A 23,644-nucleotide genomic window follows, 5' to 3' on the forward strand; every position below is an offset into this window, starting at 1 on the left:
GGGCGGATCACTCCCAGTCCTCGGCGGGGCCGGCCACGGCCGGCAGCACGGTGACGACGGCGCCGGGCGGGCCGCCGTGCGTCCACGGCGTGTCGTCCGGCTCGGGCAGCGGCGCGGCCTGCCGGACCGTCAGTTCGAACAGCGTGAAGGTGACCCGCTCGCCCGGCTCCGGCAGGCTCCCCGGCTCGGGCTCCCGCTTGCGCCCCATGCCGGACAGCACCCGCACGGTGATGGTGCCCGCCTCCGGGTCGGCCGCCGCGATCACGGCCTTCTGCGCCGGACCCGCCGCGGCCTCCGGCGCCGCCGGCTCCCGGACCCGGTGCACCTCCCGGCCCAGGTCGGCGTGCGGGCGGTCGTCGGTGCGGACGGTCACCAGCGGGCGCGGCTTGGGGGAGCGGCCGGTGGTGTCGTAGTCCGGCACCACCTCGGTCACCACCCCGCTGAACGCCTCCCCGGCGAGCCGGTGCTCGGCCATCGCCAGCGGGTCGTCCAGCGCCTCCTGGACGTCCAGCCGGGCCTGCTCGCGCTCGCGCTGGGCGAGCTTGCGGGCGGCCGTCACGGCGTCGTCGAGCCGCGGCTGCGGCGGCTCGCCGGCCGCCAGCCGGTCCCGGTGGCCGGTGTACGACCAGCGGTCGCCGGTCCACCGCTCGGGCAGGTGGCCGGCCGGCGGCAGGGCGCGCAGCAGGTCCAGGCCCTGCCAGACGTCGTGCCAGGTCGGCAGCAGCTCCTCGTGCAGCACGGCGCGCAGCCGCTCGACGGAGACCCGCACCGCCTCCCGGGCCGCCTCGGCGTCCGCGCGGCCCGTCGGGCCGCCCGCCGCGCCGGGGCCCTCGGCCTCGCGCTGCGCCGCCGCGGCCGCGTCGTAGCGGGCGATCGCCGGGGCCAGCACCTTGGCGTCGAACACCGGGTCGGTGGTCGGACCGGCCGGCGGGTGGATCAGCCGGCCCTCGGAACCGCGCCCGGTCTCGGCCAGCTCGGCCGCCTCCGCACCGGTCAGCCCCTCCGGCGGGGCGTGCCAGGCCAGCCGGGCGGCCAGGTGCTGGTCCTCCAGATGGCTCTGGCCGGTGGCCCAGTGCCGGGCCAGCAGCCCGGTCATCGGCAGCAGCAGGCTGGAGCCCGGCACCATCGCGCGCTCGGCGAGGTGGGTCAGCCAGCGGCCGAGCAGCGGCACCCGGGCGGGGGCCGGGAACGGGCCGGGGTCCTCGTCCTCGGCGGTGCGGCGGAACCGGGTCGAGCGGCCGAGCAGCGCCAGGTACCGCACGCCCCCGCTGTTCGGCACGATCAGCTGCGGGGCGTCCGCGCACAGCTCCCGGACGACCGGCGACTTCTCACCGGTCTCCGGGTCCTTCTCGGAGCCCTCGATCAGCTCGACCTCGTCGCCGAAGGACTCCAGGTAGGGCAGCAGATCGGCGGCCAGGTCGGCCAGGAACTCCGAGCGCAGCGTCCGGTTGAGCGGCTGCGGCACGACGTGCAGCGTCGGCGCCTGCCGGTCGGTGCCCAGCAGCACCGCCAGCGGAGCACCGTCCTCACCGGCCGAGGTCAGCGGGACGAACACCATCGGTCGCTCGGACAGGTGCCGGTGGCGGACCGTGGCCAGCGGCTCGGCCCGGCCGCTGCGCACGGCCTCCAGCCGGGCCAGGGTGGACAGCAGGCTCACCGCTCGCCCCCCGCGGCGGCTGGCGCGGTGCGGCCGAGCGCCTCGGCGCGCAGCGCGGCGGCGTAGGCCAGCCGGGCGGCGGCCTCGTCGGCCCCGTCGCCGCCCTCGCTCCCGTCCTCGTGCGCGGCCCCGTCGGCGCCGGTCCGGCCGGCCCCGCCCGGGCCGCTACGGGCGACGGCCAGCGCCTCGGTCACCGTGCGGATGCTGCCCAGCTCGCCCCGCACACCCCGGCCGAGCTGCTCGACCCGGTCCCCGCAACGGGCCTGGGCACGGCAGTGGAAGCCGAGCTCGCAGGTGGACAGGCAGTCCGGGCTGTACGCGGCGGGCACCGTCCCGACCGTCTTCTCCAGCTCCTCGGCGGAGCGGACGGGCATGCCGTCCGCATCGGGGGAGAGGTCGAAGTCCGCCCCCGGCGGCAGCACCGCCAGCAGCCGCTCGATGCCGGTCATCCGGCTCAGCTGACGGCGGGTGGTGGCCAGCTCGCGGCGCACGTCCACCGGCACGGCGGTCGGCCGGCTGCCGAAGTCCTCGGGGCAGACCAGCAGCACGCTGGTGCGGGGGCTGCCCGGCAGCCGCTGCTCGCGGTACGGGTCCGGGTCCACCGGCTGCCCGGCGAGCGCGGCGGCCGCCTCCTGCAGCGCCAGCACGTAGACGGCGGCCTGCCGGGCGGCGGCGCCCACCTTGCCCGGGTCCGCGCCGCCGTCCAGCACCGGGAAGGACTTGATCTCCACGACGGTGCAGCGCCCGCCGTGCACCACGACGGCGTCCGGCTCCAGGTAGGCGGTGGAGCCCGCCACCTCCAGCCGCAGCATCGGGTGGTCGAGGAGCGTCCAGGCCCGCTCCTCGGCGGCCGCCTCCGCCAGGGCGGCGGCCGTCCGGTCGGCCCGGACCGCCGGACCGGAGGAGCGGAGCAGGTCCGGCACCAGCAGCGGGCCGCCCTCCTCGGACATGCCGAGCCGGTGGCGCAGCGGCTCCAGCAGCGCCGCGTAGCCGTCCGCCTTCAGCCGGGCCTCGAACACGACGCCGCGCGCCAGCGCGAACGGCGAGCGGCCGAAGGGGGCGGGGCGGCCCAGCCGGGCGGCCAGCGCCGACTTGTCCACCCCGGCGGCGTCCAGCACGGCGCGGCGGTGGCACCCCGGATTGGCGGCCAGGGCGGCGAGGGAGCGGGCGTTCAGACTGCGCTGCTGCGCCGGTCCGCGCAGCTCGGCGAGCCGCTGGGCGAGCGGCTCCGCCGGCCCGCGGAGCGGGGCGTTCGTCGAGACGTTCATGGTGCGGCCCAGTGTCGCATCCGGCTCCGACAATCCGCCCCGAACGGGCCGTTGACGGCGAACCCGCACCCGCCGGACCGGCCCCGGGCACCGTCCGGCGTCCCGTGACCGGCCCCGCCACGGGACGCGGGCCGGTCGCGTGCGAGGCGCACCGGTGGGGGATCATGGAGTCCGGTGCTCGCTGGCGAGGCCGACCGTTGACACCGCCCCGAGCGCGAGGAGCCTGCCCATGCCCGCCCGAATCCTGCTGGTCCGCCACGGCGAGACCGACTGGTCGGCCACCGGCCGCCACACCGGCCGCACCGACATCCCGCTGACCGAGGACGGCCGGGCGATGGCCCGCGCGCTCGGCACCCGGCTCGCCGCGGCGCCCTGGAACGGCCTGCCCGACGCCCGCGTCTACACCAGCCCGCTCGGCCGCGCCAAGGAGACCTGCGAGCTGGCCGGCCTCGGGGACCGGGCCGTCGAGCGCCCCGAACTCCTGGAGTGGGACTACGGACAGTACGAGGGCCGCACCGGCGCCGACATCCGCGCCACCGACCAGCCCGGCTGGCTGATCTGGCGCGACGGCGTCCCCGGCGGCGAGAAGCTCTCCGAGGTCGCCGCCCGGGTCGACTCCCTGCTCGCCGAGCTCAACACCGCGCACGGCGTGCCGGACCCGGACACCACGGTCATGCACTGCGCCGACTGCGACGTCGTGCTCTTCGCCCACGGCCACCTGCTGCGCATCCTCACCGCCCGCTGGCTCGGCCTGCCGCCCGAGTTCGCCCAGCGCTTCAAGCTCGGCACCGCCGCGCTCTGCGTGCTGTCCTGGGAGTACGGCGCGCCGGCGGTGGAGCTGTGGAACGACCAGGGCCACCTGGAGACCCTGAAGCACTGACCCGCGACGGCCGGCCCGCGACGGCCGGTCGCCGTCGCCCGCTCAGGCCGCCGTCGCCGCGCCGTACTCGGCCAGGAACCGCCCCACCTCCGGCACCCGCCGGTGCTCCCGCAACCGCTGCGCGGTGTCCGCGAGCATGGCGCGGATCCGGGCCGAGCGGACGTCGCCGAACAGCGCGACGGCGGCCGACCCGTGCTCCGCCGCACCCGCCAAGTCCCCCCGGCCGAGCCGGTCGTGGGCGAGTTCGGCGGTGTAGAGCACCCGGTTGCGCACGAAGTGCGGCTGCTGGAGCGCTATGGCCAGCCGGGCGTGCTCGCTGGCCCGGTCCCAGTCCCCGAGGGCGGACCAGCACTGGGCCTGCAGCCCGGCGAGTTCGGCCTCGCCGAAGAACGACATCCACTCCGGGTCGGCCTGCCGGGGGCCCTGCTCGAACAGCCGGCAGGCCCGGACGATCGCCCGCTCGCAGGTGCCCCGGTCCCGCAGCAGCGCCCAGCCGCCGGCCTCGCGCATCGTGAGCAGGGCGAGCAGCCGGGGGGAGTCGAGGTGCCGGGCGGCGGACTGCCCGGCCTGGGCGGCCCGCAGTGCCTCGCGGGGGCGGCCGGCGTCCCGGGCGAGGAAGGCGCCGTTGGAGAAGACGTGCGCCTCCAGCGCGGCGTCGCCGGCCATCCGCGCGGTGGCCAGGGCCTCCGCGTAGTACGAGCGGGCGTCCGCGAGCCGGTTCGAGTCGTGCGCCAACCAGCCCACCGAGATGGCCAGTTCGCCGGCCCCGGCCTGGAGCCTTCGCTCGGTCTCGGTGGAGTACTCGCAGGCCTCGAGCAGCAGGTAGGCCTCCCGCAGCGAGCGGCCGGCCTGCTCGAACAGGGCGTCGGCGCCGTGCGCGTCGTCGGCCAGCCGGATGTCCCGGACGGCCTGCTCCACGCCGAGCACCTCGGCCGCGCCGACCTTGCGGGGCGGCGGGACGACGGGGCCGGGGCGGCCGGGCACGACGGCGCCCGGTGGAGCGGGGTGGGCGTCCGCGCCGTGGGGGGCGGGGGCCGCGGCGGCCGGGTCGGGCCGGTCGATGCCGATCACGGAGGCCAGCGCGGCCGGGCCGCCGGCCAGGAACGTACGGCGACGCACGACGTCGTTCTCCTCGTCACAGGGGTGCGGTTCGTCGGGCCCCCGGGGCGCCGTCGTGAACCTCGGCGCCGGGGCCCCGGGCGGTGGGGGCGGTTCCGCGTACGGCGAGGCAGCGTACGGGAGTCGGGTGGAGAGCGGCGATCGCGGGGCGGGCAGGGGCGGGAACGCCGGGTGGAGGGGCGGTGGTGCTCCGGCGCCCGGCCCGCCGGCCCGGTCCGGCCCGCCCCGGAGGCCACCGCTCGTGCCTGTGCCCGGGGCCCCGCCCCCGCCGCCGTCCGCCGGGCGGCGGCGGACGGCGGTGCGGGGCGCGAAGCCGAGGTCGGTGAGCGAGCGGTCCGGCCACATGTGCCGGAACACCCGCTCGTACGCGTAGTTGGGACAGCGGATCTCGCCGGACTCGACCCGCCCGACGTACCGGGCGTCGCAGGAGACGTGCTCGCCGATCTCCCGGGCCGCCCGGCGCACGGCCGTGGCGAACTCGCCCGGCGAGCGGTCGCCGCGCAGGGCGCGCATCGCGGTGTTGGGTGACGGGCGGTTCGGCTCGGCCGGTGGGGTGGCTGCCATGGTGCGCTCCGTGGTGGTGCGGGTGGTGGTGCGAGGGTCGGGCGGCGCTGGGACGGCGGGGGCTCCCGGCCGCGGGTGGGTCCGAAGGGGCCCGGTGGACGGCCGGGCGAGGCACGACAGTACCGGGAGTCACCGGTCGGACACAGCGTGTTCACGGTCGATGTACCACCAATTGGGTGCAAACCGGGCACAGTTGCCGGGATCTGCCATGAAATGCCATGCCTTGCTGTAAAGCGCCCCGTGGCCTGCGGTGCGGGCCCTGCGTTGTCCTGGTGCATGGAAGCCCCCGCCGCCGTCCCCGCCGCGCCCCTGCCGGCACCCCCACCCGGGCGGTTCGGCTTCCGGTCCCGACGAGGCGACAGGAGGGCCCATGGCGGCCACTGGAGTACCGCAGTTCCGCCGTCCGGCCGTCGGCGGGGTGCTCGACGGAGCGGCCCCCGCCCTGCTGCCGGAGTCGGCCGACGACCGTGGCCCCGGCCGGGTCCCGTCCGGTGGCGGCCCCTGCCGGCGCCCGCGCGCGGAGACCGACGCGGACGCCGTCCTCGTGGCCACCTTCGACACCGTGACGGTCGCCCTGCGGCACGGCCTGGAGGCGGTCGACATCCTGCGGCTGCGCCGGGCCTGCGGCGCGGTGCTGCAGAGCCGCAACGACGCCACCGTCTCCTTCCTCGTACCGGCCGGCACCTCGGCGACCTGGCACCTGCCCGGCAGTTCCTGTACCGCCGGCGCCCAACTGCTGCCCGCCACCGACCCGCGCTGGGTGCTGCCCCCGGCCGGCGCCGACCGCTCCGCCCGCCCCACCGACCCCTGGGTCCTGCGCTCGGTCCTCTGCGAGGCCGCCTGCACCCTCACCGCGGGCGGCCTCGGCCCGTCCTGACCCCCGCCCGCGCCCGCCCGCCCCCGCTGAGCTGCGGGGCTCGTCCGCGCGGCGGCGATAATGGCGGGTATGGGACGAAGCAACCGGGCCGGCCGCACCGCGGACCGCGGCCGCACCGCCGCGGAGAGCGGCCCGGCCGCCACCGGCCCCGCCGGCCGCACCCACGCCCAGGGCCCGCTCACCCGGGCCGTCGACTCCGGGCTCGCCGAACTGCGCCCCGACCGCGACCGCCCCGCCGCCTGGTCGCTGCTGATCGACGGTGCGCCGCAGTCCCTGGTCGACCTCGCCGACCCGGCCCACCTGGGCTTCGAGTACCAGCGCCGGCTCGGCCACCTGATCGACCTGGTCGCCCCGCCCGGCCGCCCGCTCACCGTCCTGCACCTCGGCGGCGGCGCCCTCACCCTGGCCCGCTACGTCGCCGCCACCCGCCCGCGCTCGCGCCAGCAGGTCGCCGAGATCGACACCGCGCTCACCGAACTGGTCCGCGCCGAACTCCCGCTGGAACGCGGCTGGCAGGTCAAGGTGCGCGGCGCGGACGCCCGCAGCGTGCTGGAGCGCACCCCCGAGGGCACCGTCGACCTGGTGATCGCCGACGTCTTCTCCGGCGCCCGGGTGCCCGCCCACTGCACCACCGTCGAGTTCACCGCGCTGGCCGCCCGGGCCCTCGCCCCCGGCGGCTGGTACGCCGTCAACATCGCCGACGGCTCCGCCCTGCCGTTCGCCCGCTCCCAGGTGGCCACCCTCGGCGCGGTCTTCCCCGAACTCTGCCTGGTCGCCGACCCCGCGGTGCTGCGCGGCAAGCGCTTCGGCAACCTCGTGCTGGCCGCCGCGCACACCCCGCTCCCGCTGGCCGAACTCACCCGCCGGGTGGCCTCGGACGCCTCCCACGGCCGGGTCGAACACGGCCGCGCCCTGGCCGACTTCGCCGCCGGCGCCACCCCGGCCACCGACGCCACCGCCACCCCCTCCCCGGCCCCGCCCCCGGGGGTCTTCCGCTAGACCGGCCTGCGGCGCATCATGTCCGGAACCCGGACGACCCGACCAGGAGGGGCACCCGCCATGCTGATCCGACCGGCCAGGCCGAGCGAGGCGGCGGCGCTCAGCGCCCTCGCCCTGCGCTCCAAGGCGCACTGGGGCTACGACGCCGAGTTCATCGAGGCCTGCCGGGCCGAACTCACCCTCGACCCGCAGCGGATCGGGCCCGACCGTACGGCCGTCGCCGAGGACGACGGCCGGGTGCTGGGCTTCGTCACCCTCACCGGGGCGCCCCCGAAGGGCGAACTGGGCATGATCTTCGTCGAGCCGGACGCCATCGGCCGCGGCATCGGCCGCCGCCTGATGGACCACCTGCGCGCCGAGGCCACGGCCCTCGGCTTCGACCGGATCACCGTCGAGGCCGACCCGCACGCCGAACCCTTCTACCTGGCCATGGGCGCCGTCCGCACCGGCACGGCCCCCTCCGGTTCCATCCCCGGGCGCGAACTGCCGCTGCTCACACTTCACTTGCCCGCCCCCGCCGCCTGATCCCCGCCTGCTGATCCCCGCCTCCTGGCCCCTGGCGGTCCGCTCAGTGGCCCTTCGGCAGGCCCCGGTGCTTGTACATCGCGGCGCCGGTCAGCAACAGCCCGGCCGTGATGGGGGCGAGGACGGCGGTCGCGGTGCCGGCGGTGTCGTGGGCGACGGTGACGGTGGCCGTCCTGGTCGCGGTCCCGCCGGGCCGGGCCGTCGGGCCTGCCGCCGGGCCGGCCAGCGGGGTGCCGGGTGCGGTGGGCGGGTGCTCCCGGCCGTCCGGCCGCCCGCCCCCGTCACCCGCCGGGGCCGGGTGCCCGGGCCCCGGGGGCGGGGGTGGCGGCCGGTCCGGTGCGGCGGAGGTCGGCGGTGGGGCGGCCGGGCCGTGCGGGGTGCCGCCCGGTGGGGGCGGCGGTGCGGCGTCGGCGGGCCGGGCGGAGGTACCCGACGGCCCGTCGGCCACCTCGCCGCCGGCCGCCCGCGCCTCGACGGGGCGGGTCCGGGCGGGCCCGGCGCCCCACAGTCCGGAGGCGATCGCGAACGCGTCCGGCACGGCGGACCGCTGTCCCGGCAGGGGGAGCCCGCCGGCCCTGATCCGGTCCTGGAGGGCGCTGCCGATCGGGCTGGTCGGGCCGGTCGGGCCGGTCGCGGCGGACAGCTCCGGCGCGACCACGTCAGCGGCGACGTCCGCGGCGGCGACGTCCGCCGCGACCCGGGGGACGGCGTCGGCGAGCCGGTCGAGCAGCCCGCCGGACGGGCTCGGCGCGGGCCGCTCCGCCGGGTCGTCGGGCGCCGTCCCGCCACCGGTCGGGGCCCGGCCGACGGTCCGCCCGACCGGCTCCGGCAGCGGTTCGGCGTCGGCCGCGCAGGCACCGAACCCCCAGAGCTGCGCGAGGAGGGCCCCGCCGGCCGCGACGGCCCGTGGCCGGGGCAGCCACCGCCGGGCCGCCCGCCACCCGCCGCCGACGGTCCGTCGGGCGGCTTCCGGGCCCCTGGTCGCGTGTTTGGCTCGCACGTGAATCGAGAACGAGCGGGCGGACCGGGAGGACACGGCCGCCGTCACGGACAGTCATCGCGGGCGGGCGGTCGTCGCGGGCGGACGGCTGTCGTGGGCGGTCGTCGCGGGCCGTCCGCCCCCGTCGGCCCCGCCCGCCCCGTCCGCCGTGCTCCGCTCAGGAGTTGGGGCGCAGTGTCCAGATCACCGTCATGACGCCGGTCACCGCGCCGTCGGCCCGGGTGATCTCGACGGTCACCGGGAACTCGGGGCGCTCGCCCTTGTCGAGCTCGGCGACGATGTCGGCGGCCGGCCGGCCGAGCACGGCGGTGGCCGTGACGGCGCCCATGGCGAGCTTCTTGTAGGAGATCTCGGCGCTCACCGCCAGCGGCACCGCGCGCGAGAGCTGGTCGCCGAAGGCGCCGAGCACGATGCAGCCGCTGGCCGACTCGGCCAGGGTGAACATCGCGCCGGCATGCGGGCCGCCCACGTGGTTGTGGTACTCGGGCTGGTCGGGCAGCCGCAGCACGGCACGCTCCGGGGTGGTCTCCAGGTACTCGAGCTTCAGGGTCCGGGCCATCGGGACGGTGGAGTCGAGCAGTCGGCCGATCGAAGGAGTGGTCATGGCGGCAACGTTACTAGTGAGTAGCTTCCGGTGGCAGACCCGAGGCCGGGGAAGGGAATGAGACGCGGACCACAGTGCGACGCGCGCCACCCCATCCCCGCCCGGCCGCCGCCGATGTGAGGGAACGCGAAAAAGCCCGAGGGGCCGGTCCCTTGACGAGACCGGCCCCTCGGGGCGATGGGGTGAGTGACGGGACTCGAACCCGCGGCCACCTGGACCACAACCAGGTGCTCTACCAACTGAGCTACACCCACCATCTGTCCGGACCGTTCACGCTTTTCGGCGTTCCCGCTCCGACAAGAAGAACTCTACAGGATCCGGAAGGGTGCTCGCGCCAGGGTTTCCCCGCCCCGCGCGAGCACCTCCGTCGCCCCCGGGCTCAGCCCGTCGGCGCCTGGTACTTCTCGGCGATCGCGCGCGCGGTGTCGGTGTCCGGGCCGGGCTGCGGGACGAACACCGCCTCCCGGTAGTAGCGCAGTTCGTCGATGCTCTCGCGGATGTCGGCGAGCGCCCGGTGGTTCCCGCCCTTCTGCGGGCTGTTGTAGTACGCCTTCGGGTACCAGCGCCGGGCCAGCTCCTTGATCGAGGAGACGTCCACGATCCGGTAGTGCAGGTGGCCCTCCAGCGCGGGCATGTCCCGGCTCAGGAACCCGCGGTCGGTGGCCACCGAGTTCCCGCACAGCGGCGTGCGCCCGGCCTCCGGCACGTGCTCGCGGACGTACGCGAGCACCAGCGCCTCCGCCTCGGCCAGCGTGACCCCGTGCTCCAGCTCCTCCAGCAGCCCGGAGGCGGTGTGCATCTCCCGCACCACCTCGGGCATGTTCGCCAGCGCCTCGGCGGGCGGACGGATGATGACGTCCACACCCTCGCCGAGGATGTTCAGCTCCGAGTCCGTCACCAGCGCCGCGACCTCGACCAGGGCGTCCCGGTCGAGGTCGAGGCCTGTCATTTCACAGTCGATCCATACCAAACGGTCATTCACACCACTCACCCTACGGCGCGATCACGCGCCGCGGGCACCGATGGAGCCGAGCGCGGTGCCGGGGTGCGACCCTCGGAGCCGTGCTCCTCCGGCGCGTGGCCGTCCGTCTCCCGGACCTCCCGGACCTCCCGGACCTCGCGGACGTCCCGGACGTCCCGGACCTCGCGGACCTCCCGGCCGGGGTACGCCGGGCGGGCGTCCCGCCCGGGCCGCCCCTCGCGGGCCTCCCTGGCCTCGGCCGCGGCGCCCCGCACGCCCTGCGGGCGGAGCTGGCCCGCCCGGGCCTGCCGGGCCCGGACCTCCGGCGACCCGTCCTGCGGCCGGTCGGCCGCGCTCCGGTGCCCCTGGCCCTGGCCGCGTGCGCCCGGCTGCGGGATCCCGTCCTCGGCGGCGGCGTGCTCCACCGTCCTGGACGGCCGCCCCGTGCCGGGCCCGGGCTGCGCCGGGACCAGCGGCGGCCGCGCCGGACCACGGCCGGTCCCCGGCTGCCCGGGGTGCGACTGGTGTCCGGCCGGCTGGTGCGGGTACGACTGCCCGGCCCGCGCGTGCACGCCCGGTCCGGACGGCTGTCCGTGCTGGCCCGGGACTGCGGTGCCCGAGCCGCCCGGGTAGCCCTGGGCGGTGGCCGACCCGTGCCCCACCGGCGTGCCGTGCCCGCCGGGTGTGCCCTGCCCACCGTGCTGGCCGTGCTGGCCCGGGACCGACCCGCCCATCGTGCCGGCCGCGGCCGCCGACCCGGCCGCCCCCGCCGTCCGCAGGTCACCGCCCGTCGGCGCGGCCGGCGCCGCAGCGGACGCCCCGGGCCGCCGGGCCCGGTAGCTCGTCCGGTACGCGGCCGGCGAGACCCCGAGCTGGCGTCGGAAGTGCCCGCGCAGCGCCACCGGCGACCGGAAGCCGCAGCGGCGTGCGACGTCGTCCACCGACAGCTCCGAGGTCTCCAGCAGCCGCTGCGCCTGCAGCACCCGCTGGGTGATCAGCCACTGCAGCGGGGCGCTGCCGGTGAGCGTGCGGAACCGCCGGTCGAAGGTCCGCCGGCTCATGTAGGCGCGGGCCGCCAGCACCTCGACGTCGAACTGCTGGTTGAGGTTCTCCAGGGCCCAGGTCACGACCTCGGCGAGCGGGTCGTTGCCGATCTCCTCAGGTAAAGACTGATCGATGTACTGGGCCTGTCCGCCGCCGCTGCGCCGGCTCGGCACCACCAGTCGGCGGGCGAGCGCGTTGGCCGCCTCGGCGCCGTGGTCGCTGCGGACCACGTGCAGGCACAGGTCGATCCCGGCGGCGGTGCCGGCCGAGGTCAGCACGTCGCCGTCGTCGACGAACAGCTCGCGCGGGTCGACGTGCACCCGCGGGTAGCGCTTGGCCAGGGTCGGCGCGTACATCCAGTGGGTGGTCGCCGGGCGGCCGTCCAGCAGGCCGGCGGCGGCGAGGACGAACGCGCCGGTGCACAGGCCGATGATCCGCGCGCCCTCGTGGTGCGCCTTGCGCAGCGCGGTGATCGCCTCGACCGGCGGCGGCTGCGAGATCGAGCGCCAGGCCGGGACGACGATCGTGCCGGCCCGGGCCAGCGCCTCCAGCCCGTACGGGGCGGAGAGGGTGAGGCCGCCGGTGGTGGCGAGCGGGCCCTCCTCGCCGGCGCAGACCAGCAGGCGGTAGCGCGGCACCCCGGCGTCCTGGCGGTCGACGCCGAAGACCGAGAGCGGGATCGAGCTCTCGAAGATCGGTGCGCCGCCGAAGATCAGGACGGCGACGGTCTCGCGGCGGCGGCGTCCGGAGAGCTTGCGGGGCGCAGCGGCCAGCACGGCCGTCGAGGAGCCGTTGAGGCCGCCGACGGGGCCGCCGTGGCCGTGCGCCGACGGGCCGTGGCCGCCGAGGCCGAGCGGTCCGCCGGGGAGTCCGCCGGTGTTCGCGGGGCCGGGCAGGCCGGGAAGGGCCGGTCCGAGGCCGGCGCCGGGAGCGCCCGGGCCGGTGAAGGCGGCGGTGGGGGAAGCGAAGGTCGTGAAGCCGCCGTCGGCTCCGGAATGGCCGCCCGGGTGCCCGCCGGAATGGCCGGTTACCGACGTCCCGGCCCGGCCGTCCGAGCCGCCGCCGTACCCGCCGGAGTGGCTGACGGACGGTCGGCTGACGGGGCGTCCGCCGTGTTCCGGGGCGCCCGGGAAGGGCGGGGAGCCTGGGGCCTGCGGGGCACCGGAGCCGCCTGGGGCGCCTGGTGCGGATGGGGTTCCCGGGGCGGACGGGGCCGCGGGGGAATAGGAGGAGTAGGAGGTGGTGCCGGAGTGACGGGTGTTGGCGGCGGAGGCCTGAGAGCCGGCGCTTCTCGTGGAACGACCCGCGATTCCGGTCACGGCCTGGCCGCTGTCAGGACCCGCGTCGCTCCTGCTCACCCTGCTCAAGGCGCTCAAGCCCCCTCGGTGGTGTGGTGTGGTGGTGCGGCACTGCTAGCCAAGATCGAATCTATCGGGTGGACCGTTGCCGTTGTGACAAGTTCACCATCCGACGCTATGTCGACATGGCAATTTGGCGTGATGCATTCGATCACGAAGCGTGGCACCCGTCGACCCTTCTGGGAAGAGGGTCGGTGCAACGGTGGCTGGTTGTCGCGGGACGGGTCCTGGGGCGTCCGGCTCAGACGCGCCCGGCCGGTGTGCCTGGGCTGCGGATTTGCCCAAGGGCGGGGGAGTCGCGCGAGATTGACCGAAAATAGGCGGTGCACGTGAGGGCGCACGGCTGCATCGCGTGCGCCTCCCAGGCTTCATCCGGCCAGTGCCTGAGCCGGGGAGCGGTGGCCGGCCACCTGGTACCCCGTCACCGGGGGAGATCCCCGGCCGGCCCGAACAGGCCAACGGCGGCGTCTCCGGCCCCCGGAGGTCGGCCGTCGGAGGGCGGTGCCGTGCACGAACCGGCCGCCCGGGGCCCGGAACTGACGACGCCGATCACGGCGCAACGGTTGCGCCGGGCGGGGCCTTGATCTGAGCCCTTCGGCCGCGCGGCTCATCGACGGCGTTGTCCGGCAGCCCTGCTGACGGTGGGTGAGTCGCGGGGGCGCGAGCCGCCGGCGGGTGATGCCGCCGAGCCGTCGACGCATGCACCCGCCCACGCCGCGCGGCGGCCTCCGCGCGACCACGGCCCGAAGTCCGACCCGGTCCGGCCGGGCGGCGCGGCGGCACCGCGAAAGCCGGTCCCGTGCCGTGAGCACGGCCACATGCTCCGCGGGTGCGGAGCCGGCGGCGGCGTCCTCGGCAAACCCGCCGGACCGGTTTCGGACAGCCTGTCCGGCCCCGGAAGCCGATGAAGCACTGCCCGCGATGTGGACCGTTGAAGGTGTGCGCCTGCCGTCCGGGGCGGCCGGCCGGTCATCGCGCCGTTGCGCACGCCGCTCTGCGCCGCCGTGGCCGCTCCGCGCCGGCCGGGTCGGCGCCCCTCCCGCGCGCCTAACCCGCCAGGCGCGCGACGGAAACGCCGCCGCCGACGGAGCGGCGTGGAACGCCCGGCCCTCCCGCGAGGGCCTCGGCGCGGGGTGCCGGGACGCCGCGTGCGGACAGCACCTGCCGGACCGCCTCCGGCAGACCGGCCGCCTTGAGCGTCGGCCGGTAGGCGGGCTCGGCCCACGGGCGGCCGTGGTGCAGCCAGACGCTCCGCAGCCCGGCCAGTTCGGCGCCGGCGATGTCCGCGGGGGCGTGGTCGCCGATCATCCAGGTGTGCGTGGCCCAGTCCCCGGTCGGGGCGATGCCGCACCGCTGCGCCGCGATCTCGAAGATCATCGGGTCCGGTTTGAGGCAGTCGGCCTCCTCGGAGATCACCCAGCCGTCGACCATCGGTCCGAGGCCGGTCCTCCGGATCTTCTCCAGTTGGGCGCCGGTGCTGCCGTTGCTGACGATGCCGAGCCGCCACCCGGCGGCGCGTGCCGCCCGCAGTGCGTCGATGTTGCGGGCCGGACAGTGGATGTGGGAGTTGATGCCGTGCCGGTAGTGGGCGAGCAACCGGTCGAGCGACTCGTCGAGGCCGTAGCGGCGCCGGGCGGCGGACAGTACGGTGCTGCGCGGCACATAGCCGCCGCCGTCGATGGTGACGAGCCAGTCGACGTCTCCGGCCGGCAGCGCCCGTTCGGTCAGAAAGTCCTGAGCCCAGGCCCGGAATGCGGCGTCCCTGGGGAGCAGCGTGTTGTCGAGGTCGAGCAGGAGCAGGGGCATGTCGAGCATGGTGCCAGCGGTCGCGCCTATGCACCTGGCAAATGCCAGACGGCGTCCCGAACCGGCGCCCCTTGGCTGAAACGGGTGCCGGAGCGGCGGCGCACCGCCCCCACCGCCCCCACGACCGCTCACCGTCCTCCCGTGGCTCACCGCCCTTCCGTCCGATGACCGGTCGCTCCGCCGGTCGCCTCGCCGGCCGCCTCGCCGGCCGTCTCACTGCCCGGTGACCGTCGGCAACGGATCGTCATCGATCCATGACAGTCCGGTCACGGTGTCCCCGAAGCCTGTTGCGCGGCCCGGTCCGCTCAGTCAAGCTCCAGGGAACCTCCTTCGCCGGAGGGGCGCCTTCGCGCCTGGGTGGGGGCGCACCGCAATCGGTGCGCGCATCCCTCGTTCGTGGGAAGAGTGTCGCCCCCGAGGCCGCGCGGCTGGGCTGCGTGTCCGGCCCGTCGTACTCTGAAAGGAACAGGTCACAAACGGTGGTGCTCGGCGCAGACCGACGTCTTCCCGTGTGCGGGCCTGCCGCCCGGGCAGCGTTGTCCTCTCCTGTCGGCCCATCTCCTTCGAAGAGCCTTGTGCCATGGCTGGTTCTGAGCCCTCCCGACCGGTGGAGCCGGGCGAGGACGCCCGTTTCACCCACCCGCTTCGCCACCTCGCCCGCCGGGGCCGTCCCGGACCGGGCTCCCGCCAGCGGCGGGACGACCGGCGGTCCGATGCTCCTCCGGAGCCCCCGGTGACGGGCCGGCCGGGACCGGGCGCCGAACGTCCGAGCGCCTTCGGTCCGCCCGGCGCGGCCGGCGAGCCGGCGGTCCGCGACGCGACCGCCAAGCCCTGCGACCCGGCCTTCCAGCACGGCGTGGTGGTGGGCTTCGACGGCTCGCTGTCCAGCGAGCGCGCCCTCGCCTACGCGGTGGGCATGGCCCGCCGCTCCCAGTGCGGCCTGGTGATCGTGCACGTGGCCAACCGCCTGCCCGCCACCGTCTGGGCCGGCTGCGAGCCGCCGGTCTTCGTCGACCTCCCCGACCACCGGACGGAGGTGCTCGGCCTGGAGCTCGCCTGCGCGGACTTCCTCGCCGGGGTGCCCTGGATCCTGGTCGAGCGTGGCGGCGACATCTGCCACGAGATCGAGGAGGTCGGCCGCGAGTTCGCCGCCGACGCGATCGTGGTCGGCACCACGCACGGCCTGCTCGGCAAGATCTTCGGCTCGGTCTCCGGCCGCCTGGCCCGCCGTGCCAACCGCCCGGTGATCGTGATCCCCTGACGGCCGGTCCGGCGCCCGTGCCGACGAACAGCTGCTCCGCATTCATCAGTTGACGATCGGTCCGCGCAGCGGTCCGACCCCAGCGGTCGGTGGCGATGCCAACCCCGTTGGCACCCACGCCTGGGACGGCCCCGGGCACCGTCCCAGGCGCGGCCGCCAACGTTGCCGCCGCCACGCCCCTGGTGATCGCCCCCGGCCCGTCGGCCCGCTGGTCCGAGCGGGCCGGCGGACGGTGCGGGTCCGGACTACGACAGCCTCAGGAGCCGATGCCGAGCTCTCGCGCGATGAGCATCCGCTGGACCTCCGAGGTGCCTTCGCCGATCTCCAGGATCTTGCAGTCCCGCCAGAAGCGGGCGACCGGGAATTCGTTCATGAAGCCGTACCCACCGTGGATCTGGGTCGCCTCGCGGGCGTTGTCGACGGCGGCCTCCGACGAGTACAGCTTGGCGATCGCAGCCTCCTTCTTGAACGGTTCCGAGTGCAGCAGCCGGGACGCGGCGTCCCGCCAGGCGAGGCGGGCGGTGTGGGCGCGCATCTCCATGTCGGCGAGCTTGAACTGGATGGCCTGGTTGGCGCCGATCGCGCGGCCGAAGGCGCGGCGCGTACCGGCGTACGAGACGGACTGGTCGACGCAACCCTGGGCCAGGCCGGTGGCCAGAGCGGCGATCGCGATGCGGCCCTCGTCGAGGATCCGCAGGAACTGGGCGTAGCCGCGACCTCGCTCGCCCAGCAGGTTGGCCGCGGGGACGCGGCAGTCGGTAAAGGACAGTTCGCGGGTGTCGGATGCGTTCCATCCGACCTTCGAGTACTTCTTCGACACCTGGAACCCGGGGGTCCCGGTGGGCACGATGATGGAGGAGATTTCCCGCCGGGGCGAGGAGAATTCGCCCTCTTCACTCGAACGAGCGATCGGTTCGGTGAGCGCGGTGACGGTGACCAGCCCGGTGATGTCGGTACCGGAGTTGGTGATGAAGCACTTGGTGCCGTTGATCACCCACTCGTCGGTGGCCTCGTCGTACCGCGCGGTGGTGCGGGTCGCCCCGGCGTCCGAGCCGCCCTCGGGCTCGGTCAGGCCGAACGCGCCGAGCAGTTCGCCCGAGGTCAGCCGGGGCAGCCACTCGCGCTTCTGCTCCTCCGTGCCGAACCGGTAGACGGGCATCGCGCCGAGCGAGACCGCCGCCTCGAGGGTGATCGCGACCGAGGAGTCGACCCGGGCCAGCTCCTCCAGCGCCAGGCAGAGCGCGAAGTAGTCGCCGCCCATGCCGCCGTACTCCTCCGGGAACGGCAGGCCGAACAGACCCATCCGCCCCATCTCCCGCACGATCTCGTAGGGGAACTCGCCCTGCTCGTAGTACTCGCCGATCTTCGGCGCCACCACGTCCTGGGCGAATTCGGCCACGGTGCGCCGCAGTTCCTCGTGCTCGGTGTTCAGCCGGTGGTCGAGCATGATGGTGATCCTCCTGGGGCCCCGCCGGGTGGGCGCGGGCGTGGTCGGGACGACGGCCGCCGGTGCTGGTGTGCCGGGCGGGCGGTGTGATGAGCGGACGTGTACGAGGGGACCGGCCGGTGCGCGGGCCGGCCGGTGCGGGTCAGTCCGGTGATCCGGCGGGGGTGGTGCCGAGCAGGGCCTGGACCGCGCGGGAGGGGCTCGGCCGGCCGAGCCGGCGCGCCATCCAGCCGCTGGTGGCGACCAGCGCGCGCAGGTCGACGCCGGTCCGGATGCCGAGTCCGTGCAGCATCCACACCAGGTCCTCGGTGGCCAGGTTGCCGGTGGCGCTCTTGGCGTAGGGGCAGCCGCCCAGCCCGCCGGCCGAGGCGTCCACGGTGGTGACCCCGGAGCGCAGCGCCGCCAGCGTGTTGCTGAGCGCCTGGCCGTAGGTGTCGTGGAAGTGCACGGCGAGCCGGCCGACCGGCACCCCCGCCTCGGTGAACCCGTCGAGCAGGGCGGTGACCTGGCCGGGGGTGGCCACGCCGATGGTGTCGCCGAGGCTGAGCTCGGCGCAGCCCATCTCCAGCAGCCGCACCCCGGAGCGGACCACCCGGGCGACCGGGACCGGCCCCTCCCAGGGGTCGCCGAAGCACATCGACAGATAGCCGCGGACCGGGACGCCGGCCGCCGCGGCCCGCTCCACCACGGGGCGGAACATCGCCATCGCCTCGTCCGCCGAGCGGTTGAGGTTGCGGCGGGCGAAGGTCTCGGTGGCGCTGGCGAACACCGCGACGTCGGTGACGTGGTGGGCCAGCGCCCGGTCCAGGCCGCGCTCGTTGGGCACCAGCACCGGCAGGCGCAGTCCCGGGTGGCGGTCCGGCAGGTCGGCGAGCCGGGGCATCAGCTCCTCGGCGTCGGCGAGCTGGGGTACCCATTTCGGGTGAACGAAGCTGGTGGCCTCGACGGTGCGCAGACCGGCGGCCGCGAGCCGGCCGATGAACTCGGCCTTGACCTCGACGGGGACGAGCGTGCCCTCGTTCTGCAGGCCGTCGCGCGGGCCGACCTCGTGGATCCGCACCTCGGCGGGCAGGCCGGGGGCGCGGACCGGGGCCGGCAGGCCCAGGTCGAGGGCGTCCGGTTCGCGGGCGGGGCCGGCGTCTCTCGGCGCGGGGGCGGTCACGACCGCACCGCCTCGGGGGCCTCGGCCGGGGCGTCCGCGGGTGCCGGGACGGTCTCGGCGGGGGTGACCACGACCAGCAGCTCCTCCATCGCCACGGTGGCGCCGGTGGTGGCCCGCAGCTCGCTCACCGTGCCGTCGTGCGGGGCGGCGATCACGTGTTCCATCTTCATGGCCTCCAGGACGAGCAGGGGCTGGCCCTTGCGGACCGCCTCCCCGGCCGTGGTCTTCACGACCGTGACGGTGCCCGGCATCGGCGCGGTCAGCGCCCCGTGGTGGGCGGCGGCGCCGCCGGCGCTCTCGCCGACCGCGTCGTGGGTGTGCACCGGCCAGGCGTCGCCGTCGATCCCGAGCCAGGTCACCGGGCCGGTGGCGGGTGCGGTCGGGCCGTCGGCGGCGAGCGCGAAGCTCGTCCGCAGGCCGTCGACGGTCAGCTGGAGGCGATCCCCGGAGCGGCCGGCCCGGGCCCGGTGGACCGGCCCGGAGTCGAGCCGGATCTCGACCTCCAGGGTGCTGCCGGACGGATTGTCAGTGGCGTCGGCTACGTTGCCCGCAGTGATCGATCGGATGCACACCGACACCGGGTCCTGGCCGGGGGTACGGAGTCGGTGGGCGGTCCAGGCGGGGTCGCCGCCCAGGCGCCAGCCGGAGGGAAGGGAGAACGGGTCGGTCCAGCCGTCGGCGTCGGCGGCCGGGGTGAGGTCCAGGTGCCGCGCGAGCGCGGCCGCGTAGTAGAGGAGGTGGGCGGGCGTCGGCGGTTGCGGCGGCAGGGAGTCGGAGGGCTCGGCGGGCGGCGTGGCGACGGCGGCCGGGGAGTACGGCGAGGCGAGCAGCCCGGGCTGCTGTTGCGCCGTCTGCTCGACCAGGCCGGTGTCGAGCCGGCCGGCGGCGACCTCCGGGTGGGCGAGCAGCCGTCGCAGGAAGCCGGTGTTGGTGGTGACGCCGAGGATCCGGGTGTCGGCCAGCGCGGCGCGCAGGCGCCGCAGCGCGGTCGGCCGGTCGGGTCCGTAGGCGATGACCTTGGCGAGCATGGGGTCGTAGGAGCTGGTGATCACGGTCCCGGGGGCGACTCCGGAGTCCACCCGGATGCCTTCGCCCCGCGGTTCGTCGAGGAGCAGGATGCGTCCGCCGGTGGGCAGGAAGTCCCGTTCCGGGTCCTCGGCGCAGATCCGGGCCTCGATGGCGTGGCCCTGGAAGGAGATGTCGGACTGGGTGAAGGAGAGGGGTTCGTCGGCGGCGATCCGCAGCTGCCACTCGACCAGGTCCAGCCGCCGGGGCCGGCCGGCGGCGGGGCTGGTGGCGGGGCCGGCGGTGTCGGCCGCGGCCACGGCGACGGCGAGCTCGGTGACGGGGTGTTCCACCTGGAGACGGGTGTTCATCTCCATGAAGAAGAAGTCGCGCACGCCCTCGTCGTCGGCGGGGGAGTCCGGGTCGACGCCGGGGACGATGAACTCCACGGTGCCGGCACCGGTGTAGCCGCAGGACTCGGCGGCACGGACGGCCGCGGCGCCCATCGCCGCGCGGGTCTCGGCATTGAGCAGGACGGAGGGAGCCTCTTCGATCAGCTTCTGGTGGCGGCGCTGCAGGCTGCACTCGCGCTCGCCGAGGTGGACGGTGGTGCCGTGGGCGTCGGCGAGCACCTGGACCTCGATGTGGCGCGGCCGGTCGATCCAGCGCTCCAGCAGCAGGGTGTCGTCGCCGAAGGCGGTGCGGGCGACGCGCCGGGCCGCAGCGATCTCGGTCGGCAGGTCGGCCGGGTCGCGGACCAGGCGCATGCCCTTGCCGCCGCCGCCGGCGGACGGCTTGAGCAGCACGGGGTAGCCGATCTCCCCGGCGGCCGCGACGAGTTCCTCGTCGGTGGGCGCGGTGGCCCGGCTGCCCGGAACCACCGGCACGCCGGCGGCCCGGACGGCCTCCTTGGCGTTGATCTTGTCACCCATCAGCTCGACCGCGGCGGGAGGAGGTCCGATGAAGACGAGGCCGGCCTCGGCGCAGGCGCGGGCGAAGGAGGCGTTCTCGGCGAGGAAGCCGTAGCCGGGGTGGACGGCCTGGGCCCCGGTCCGGCGGGCGGCGGCGAGGATCTGGTCGGTCCGCAGGTAGGTCTCGGCGGCGGAGCTGTCGCTGCGGTCGGCCGGGCCGAGCCGGACCGCGACGTCGGCCTCGCGGACGTGCGGCGCGTCGGCGTCGGCGTCGCTGAACACGGCGACCGAGCGCACACCGAGCCGCCGCAGGGTGCGGATCACCCGGACGGCGATCTCGCCGCGGTTGGCGACCAGAACTGTGTCGAACATGGGAGGCGTTCCTCCGGGTCGAGGGGAGCCGTACGAAGGAGGTGGTGGCACCGGGTGGGTGCCGGGCACCGGGGAGGCGGCGGGGCCGGTGGGCCGCCGCCCGGGGGCTACATGCGGAAGACGCCGAACGGGCCGGGCGCCGGGAGCGGGGCGTTGGCGCAGGCGGTGAGCGCCAGGCCGAGCGCGGTCCGGGTGTCCAGCGGGTCGATCACACCGTCGTCCCAGAGCCGGGCGGTGGCGTAGTAGGCGTTGCCCTGGCGCTCGTACTGCTCGCGCACGGGGCGCTTGAACTCCTCCTCCGCCTCGGCGGGCCACTGCTCGCCGTGCGCCTCCAGCTGGTCGCGGCGGACGGTCGCCAGCACCGACGCGGCCTGCTCGCCGCCCATCACGGAGATCTTGGCGTTCGGCCACATCCACAGGAAGCGGGGTGAGTAGGCCCGGCCGCACATCGAGTAGTTGCCGGCTCCGTACGAGCCGCCGATCACCACCGTGAGCTTCGGGACGCGGGTGCAGGCGACGGCGTTGACCATCTTGGCGCCGTGCTTGGCGATGCCGCCCGCCTCGTACTGCCGGCCGACCATGAACCCGGTGATGTTCTGCAGGAAGAGGAGGGGGATGCCCCGCTGGTCGCACAACTCGATGAAGTGGGCGCCCTTGAGGGCGGACTCGGCGAACAGCACGCCGTTGTTGGCGACGATGCCCACGGGGTGGCCGTGGATCCGGGCGAACCCGGTCACCAGGGTCGCGCCGTACTCGGCCTTGAACTCGGCGAACCGGCTGCCGTCGACCAGCCGGGCGATCACCTCGCGCACGTCGTAGGGCGTGCGCGGGTCGACCGGGACGGCCCCGTACAGGCCGGCCGGGTCGACGGCCGGCGGTTCGGCCGGGGCGAGCGGCCACGGGCGGGCCGGGCGCGGGCCCAGCCCGGCGACGATGGTGCGGACGATGGACAGGGCGTGGGCGTCGTCCTCGGCCAGGTGGTCCGTGACGCCGGAGGTCCGGGAGTGCAGGTCGCCGCCGCCGAGCTCCTCGGCCGTCACCACCTCACCGGTCGCCGCCTTCACCAGCGGCGGCCCGCCGAGGAAGATGGTGCCTTGATTGCGGACGATCACGGCCTGGTCGCTCATCGCGGGGACGTACGCGCCGCCGGCCGTGCAGGAGCCGAGCACGGCGGCGATCTGCGGGATGCCCGCGGCCGACAGGCGGGCCTGGTTGTAGAAGATCCGGCCGAAGTGGTCGCGGTCCGGGAAGACCTCGTCCTGCATCGGGAGGAAGGCGCCGCCGGAGTCGACCAGGTAGACGCAGGGGAGCCGGTTCTCCAGCGCGACCTCCTGGGCGCGCAGGTGCTTCTTGACCGTCATCGGGTAGTAGGTACCGCCCTTGACGGTGGCGTCGTTGGCGACCACGACCACCTCGCGCCCGGCGACCCGGCCGATGCCGGCGATCACCCCGGCGGCGGGGGCGGCCCCGTCGTACATCCCGTCGGCCGCCAGCGGGGCCAGTTCGAGGAAGGGGGAGGCCGGGTCGAGCAGGGTGTCCACCCGGTCGCGGGGGAGCAGCTTGCCGCGCGCGGTGTGCCGGGCTCGGGCCTTGGCGCCGCCGCCGAGCGCGGCCGTGCCGAGCTTCTCGCGCAGCTCGGCGACCAGGGCCCGGTGGGCGGCGGTGTTCGTCCGGTACGCCTCGGAACCGGGGTCCGCGGCCGTGCCCAGCCGCGGGGCCGGTGCGGCGGCGCCAGGGGTGCCGGCCGCGGCGTTTCCGTTGATGCCGGTGGGCGCGCCGGCGGTGGAGATGACCATCCCAAGAGCTCCCTTGCCCTCGGCGGCAGGTGGGCCGGAAGGGCTGGTGAGCCCGCGACCCCCACACGTTAATGAACGTTAACTTCCGCCGCCCAGGTTAACGACCGATAACCCCACTGTCTACGATGGGCCGCATGCCGAATGTTCCACCCGCCTCCGGGCTCCCGCGCCGCGACCAGATCCGCAAGGAGGCCGCCCGGTTGTTCGCGGCCCGGGGCTTCCTGGGCGTCGGCGTGGACGAGATCGGCAAGGCGGTGGGGATCAGCGGCCCCGCGCTCTACCGGCACTTCGCCGGCAAGGACGCCATGCTCGCCGACCTGCTCGTCGGCATCAGTGAGCGGCTGCTGGAGGAGGGTCGGCGCCGGGCGGGCGGCAGCGAGGGCCCGGCCGCCGCGCTGGACGCGCTGGTCGGCGGCCACGTCGACTTCGCGCTCGACGACCGCGACCTGATCACCCTGCACGACCGGGAGCTGCTCAACCTCCGCGAGGAGGACCGCCGGACCGTCCGCCGCCTCCAGCGCGCCTACGTGGAGCTCTGGGTCGACGTGGTCCGCCAGGCCTACCCGCCGCTCGCCGCCCCGTCCGCCGAGCCGGTCGCCCGGGCGTCCGTGCACGCCGTCTTCGGGCTGATCAACTCCACCCCGCACAGCCACGGCCCCAATCCCGCCCACGGGGACGAGCGGGCCGGACTCCCGCGTGACGCGATGGCCGCGCTGCTGCACGACCTGGCGCACGGGGCCTTCTCGGCGGCGGCCCACGCCGTCGCCGCCGACACCGCAGGGGCCGCCGCCGGGGTCGGGCGCGTCTGAGTCCGGATCCCGCCGGGTCACGTTGCGCCGTCCGGGGGAGGGGCTGGGGCCCGCAGGGTGCGGGTCCGGGCCCGTGCGGGCTCGTCCCGAGGGCCTAGGACCAAGGAAGGTCGGCGTCCTGCGCCGGTGGGCGGTGGGCGTTTCCGGGCCCGTCGGTGACCCTGGTAGTGGGCGCGCCGCTCCGGCCCCGTCGGGAATCACCGCAGGTTGCGGGCTGTT

Annotated in this window: 16 protein-coding genes, 1 tRNA gene and 2 pseudogenes; 6 read left to right on the forward strand and 13 right to left on the reverse strand. The window is 76.0% G+C overall.

The genetic code is table 11. The features are described from left to right. Window positions 1-7: 7 nt before the first annotated feature. Entirely contained in the window at window positions 8-1,657 is a 1,650-nt protein-coding gene (locus tag ABZW10_RS26325; protein WP_355370114.1) for a hypothetical protein, read from the reverse strand. Further along, entirely contained in the window at window positions 1,654-2,925 is a 1,272-nt protein-coding gene (locus ABZW10_RS26330; protein ID WP_355370116.1) for a hypothetical protein, read from the reverse strand. Before ABZW10_RS26330 ends, ABZW10_RS26325 begins: the two co-directional genes overlap by 4 nt. A 229-nt stretch (window positions 2,926-3,154) precedes the next feature. Here ABZW10_RS26330 and ABZW10_RS26335 point away from each other — a divergent pair, with 229 nt between their 5' ends. Continuing rightward, window positions 3,155-3,805 carry a histidine phosphatase family protein gene (locus ABZW10_RS26335; protein ID WP_355370118.1) on the forward strand — a complete coding sequence of 217 codons (651 nt, stop codon included), beginning with the start codon at window positions 3,155-3,157 and terminating at the stop codon, window positions 3,803-3,805. 42 nt (window positions 3,806-3,847) lie between these two features. Here the strand turns inward: ABZW10_RS26335 and ABZW10_RS26340 are convergent, their stop codons facing one another. Further along, a complete protein-coding gene (locus ABZW10_RS26340; protein ID WP_355370120.1) occupies window positions 3,848-5,488 on the reverse strand; it encodes a tetratricopeptide repeat protein in 1,641 nt (546 codons plus the stop codon). Window positions 5,489-5,858: 370 nt separating this feature from the next. Here ABZW10_RS26340 and ABZW10_RS26345 point away from each other — a divergent pair, with 370 nt between their 5' ends. From ABZW10_RS26345 to ABZW10_RS26355, 3 genes are all read left to right on the forward strand, one after another. Then, on the forward strand, window positions 5,859-6,365 hold the full coding sequence (locus tag ABZW10_RS26345) for a hypothetical protein (protein ID WP_355370122.1): 507 nt from the start codon (window positions 5,859-5,861) through the stop codon (window positions 6,363-6,365). Between the two features lie 69 nt (window positions 6,366-6,434). Then, on the forward strand, window positions 6,435-7,364 hold the full coding sequence (locus tag ABZW10_RS26350) for a fused MFS/spermidine synthase (RefSeq protein WP_355370124.1): 930 nt from the start codon (window positions 6,435-6,437) through the stop codon (window positions 7,362-7,364). A gap of 60 nt (window positions 7,365-7,424) precedes the next feature. Further along, window positions 7,425-7,889, forward strand: coding sequence for a GNAT family N-acetyltransferase (locus ABZW10_RS26355; RefSeq protein ID WP_355370126.1), 465 nt, complete (start codon window positions 7,425-7,427; stop codon window positions 7,887-7,889). 43 nt (window positions 7,890-7,932) lie between these two features. Here the strand turns inward: ABZW10_RS26355 and ABZW10_RS26360 are convergent, their stop codons facing one another. The 6 genes and pseudogenes from ABZW10_RS26360 to ABZW10_RS26385 all read right to left on the reverse strand — a co-directional run bounded on the left by ABZW10_RS26360 (window position 7,933) and on the right by ABZW10_RS26385 (window position 14,662). Next, a complete protein-coding gene (locus ABZW10_RS26360; RefSeq protein WP_355370128.1) occupies window positions 7,933-8,889 on the reverse strand; it encodes a hypothetical protein in 957 nt (318 codons plus the stop codon). Window positions 8,890-9,046: 157 nt separating this feature from the next. Continuing rightward, window positions 9,047-9,493 carry a DUF4442 domain-containing protein gene (locus ABZW10_RS26365; RefSeq protein WP_355370130.1) on the reverse strand — a complete coding sequence of 149 codons (447 nt, stop codon included), beginning with the start codon at window positions 9,491-9,493 and terminating at the stop codon, window positions 9,047-9,049. 178 nt (window positions 9,494-9,671) lie between these two features. Further along, a tRNA-His gene (locus tag ABZW10_RS26370) sits at window positions 9,672-9,747 on the reverse strand. A 125-nt stretch (window positions 9,748-9,872) separates the two neighbouring features. After that, window positions 9,873-10,475 (reverse strand): oligoribonuclease, encoded by a 603-nt coding sequence (gene orn / locus ABZW10_RS26375; RefSeq protein WP_355370132.1) that lies wholly within the window; start codon window positions 10,473-10,475, stop codon window positions 9,873-9,875. Window positions 10,476-11,275: 800 nt separating this feature from the next. After that, window positions 11,276-12,256: pseudogene (locus ABZW10_RS26380) on the reverse strand (helix-turn-helix domain-containing protein); the annotation flags it as partial. 1,647 nt (window positions 12,257-13,903) lie between these two features. Continuing rightward, window positions 13,904-14,662 carry an HAD family hydrolase gene (locus ABZW10_RS26385; RefSeq protein ID WP_355370134.1) on the reverse strand — a complete coding sequence of 253 codons (759 nt, stop codon included), beginning with the start codon at window positions 14,660-14,662 and terminating at the stop codon, window positions 13,904-13,906. A gap of 832 nt (window positions 14,663-15,494) precedes the next feature. Between ABZW10_RS26385 and ABZW10_RS26390 the strand changes: the two are divergent. After that, window positions 15,495-15,923: pseudogene (locus tag ABZW10_RS26390) on the forward strand (universal stress protein); the annotation flags it as partial. A gap of 256 nt (window positions 15,924-16,179) precedes the next feature. On the opposite strand, the gene ABZW10_RS26395 reads toward ABZW10_RS26390, so the two are convergent. The 4 genes from ABZW10_RS26395 to ABZW10_RS26410 all read right to left on the reverse strand — a co-directional run bounded on the left by ABZW10_RS26395 (window position 16,180) and on the right by ABZW10_RS26410 (window position 22,616). Beyond that, complete coding sequence (locus tag ABZW10_RS26395) at window positions 16,180-17,370, reverse strand: acyl-CoA dehydrogenase family protein (RefSeq protein WP_355370136.1); 1,191 nt, start codon at window positions 17,368-17,370, stop codon at window positions 16,180-16,182. 142 nt (window positions 17,371-17,512) lie between these two features. After that, a complete protein-coding gene (locus tag ABZW10_RS26400; RefSeq protein WP_355370138.1) occupies window positions 17,513-18,532 on the reverse strand; it encodes a hydroxymethylglutaryl-CoA lyase in 1,020 nt (339 codons plus the stop codon). Then, entirely contained in the window at window positions 18,529-20,820 is a 2,292-nt protein-coding gene (locus ABZW10_RS26405; protein ID WP_355370140.1) for a biotin carboxylase N-terminal domain-containing protein, read from the reverse strand. The genes ABZW10_RS26400 and ABZW10_RS26405 overlap by 4 nt, the downstream gene beginning before the upstream one ends. Window positions 20,821-20,927: 107 nt before the next feature. After that, the gene (locus ABZW10_RS26410; protein WP_355370142.1) at window positions 20,928-22,616 is read right to left on the reverse strand and encodes a carboxyl transferase domain-containing protein; all 1,689 of its coding nucleotides are present in this window, start codon (window positions 22,614-22,616) and stop codon (window positions 20,928-20,930) included. A gap of 134 nt (window positions 22,617-22,750) precedes the next feature. Here ABZW10_RS26410 and ABZW10_RS26415 point away from each other — a divergent pair, with 134 nt between their 5' ends. Continuing rightward, window positions 22,751-23,425: a TetR/AcrR family transcriptional regulator gene (locus tag ABZW10_RS26415; protein WP_355370144.1), complete on the forward strand. Its 675-nt coding sequence runs from the start codon at window positions 22,751-22,753 to the stop codon at window positions 23,423-23,425. Window positions 23,426-23,644 lie beyond the last annotated feature (219 nt).

The sequence above is a fragment of the Kitasatospora sp. NPDC004723 genome (assembly GCF_040609255.1).
Lineage (GTDB): Bacteria > Actinomycetota > Actinomycetes > Streptomycetales > Streptomycetaceae > Kitasatospora.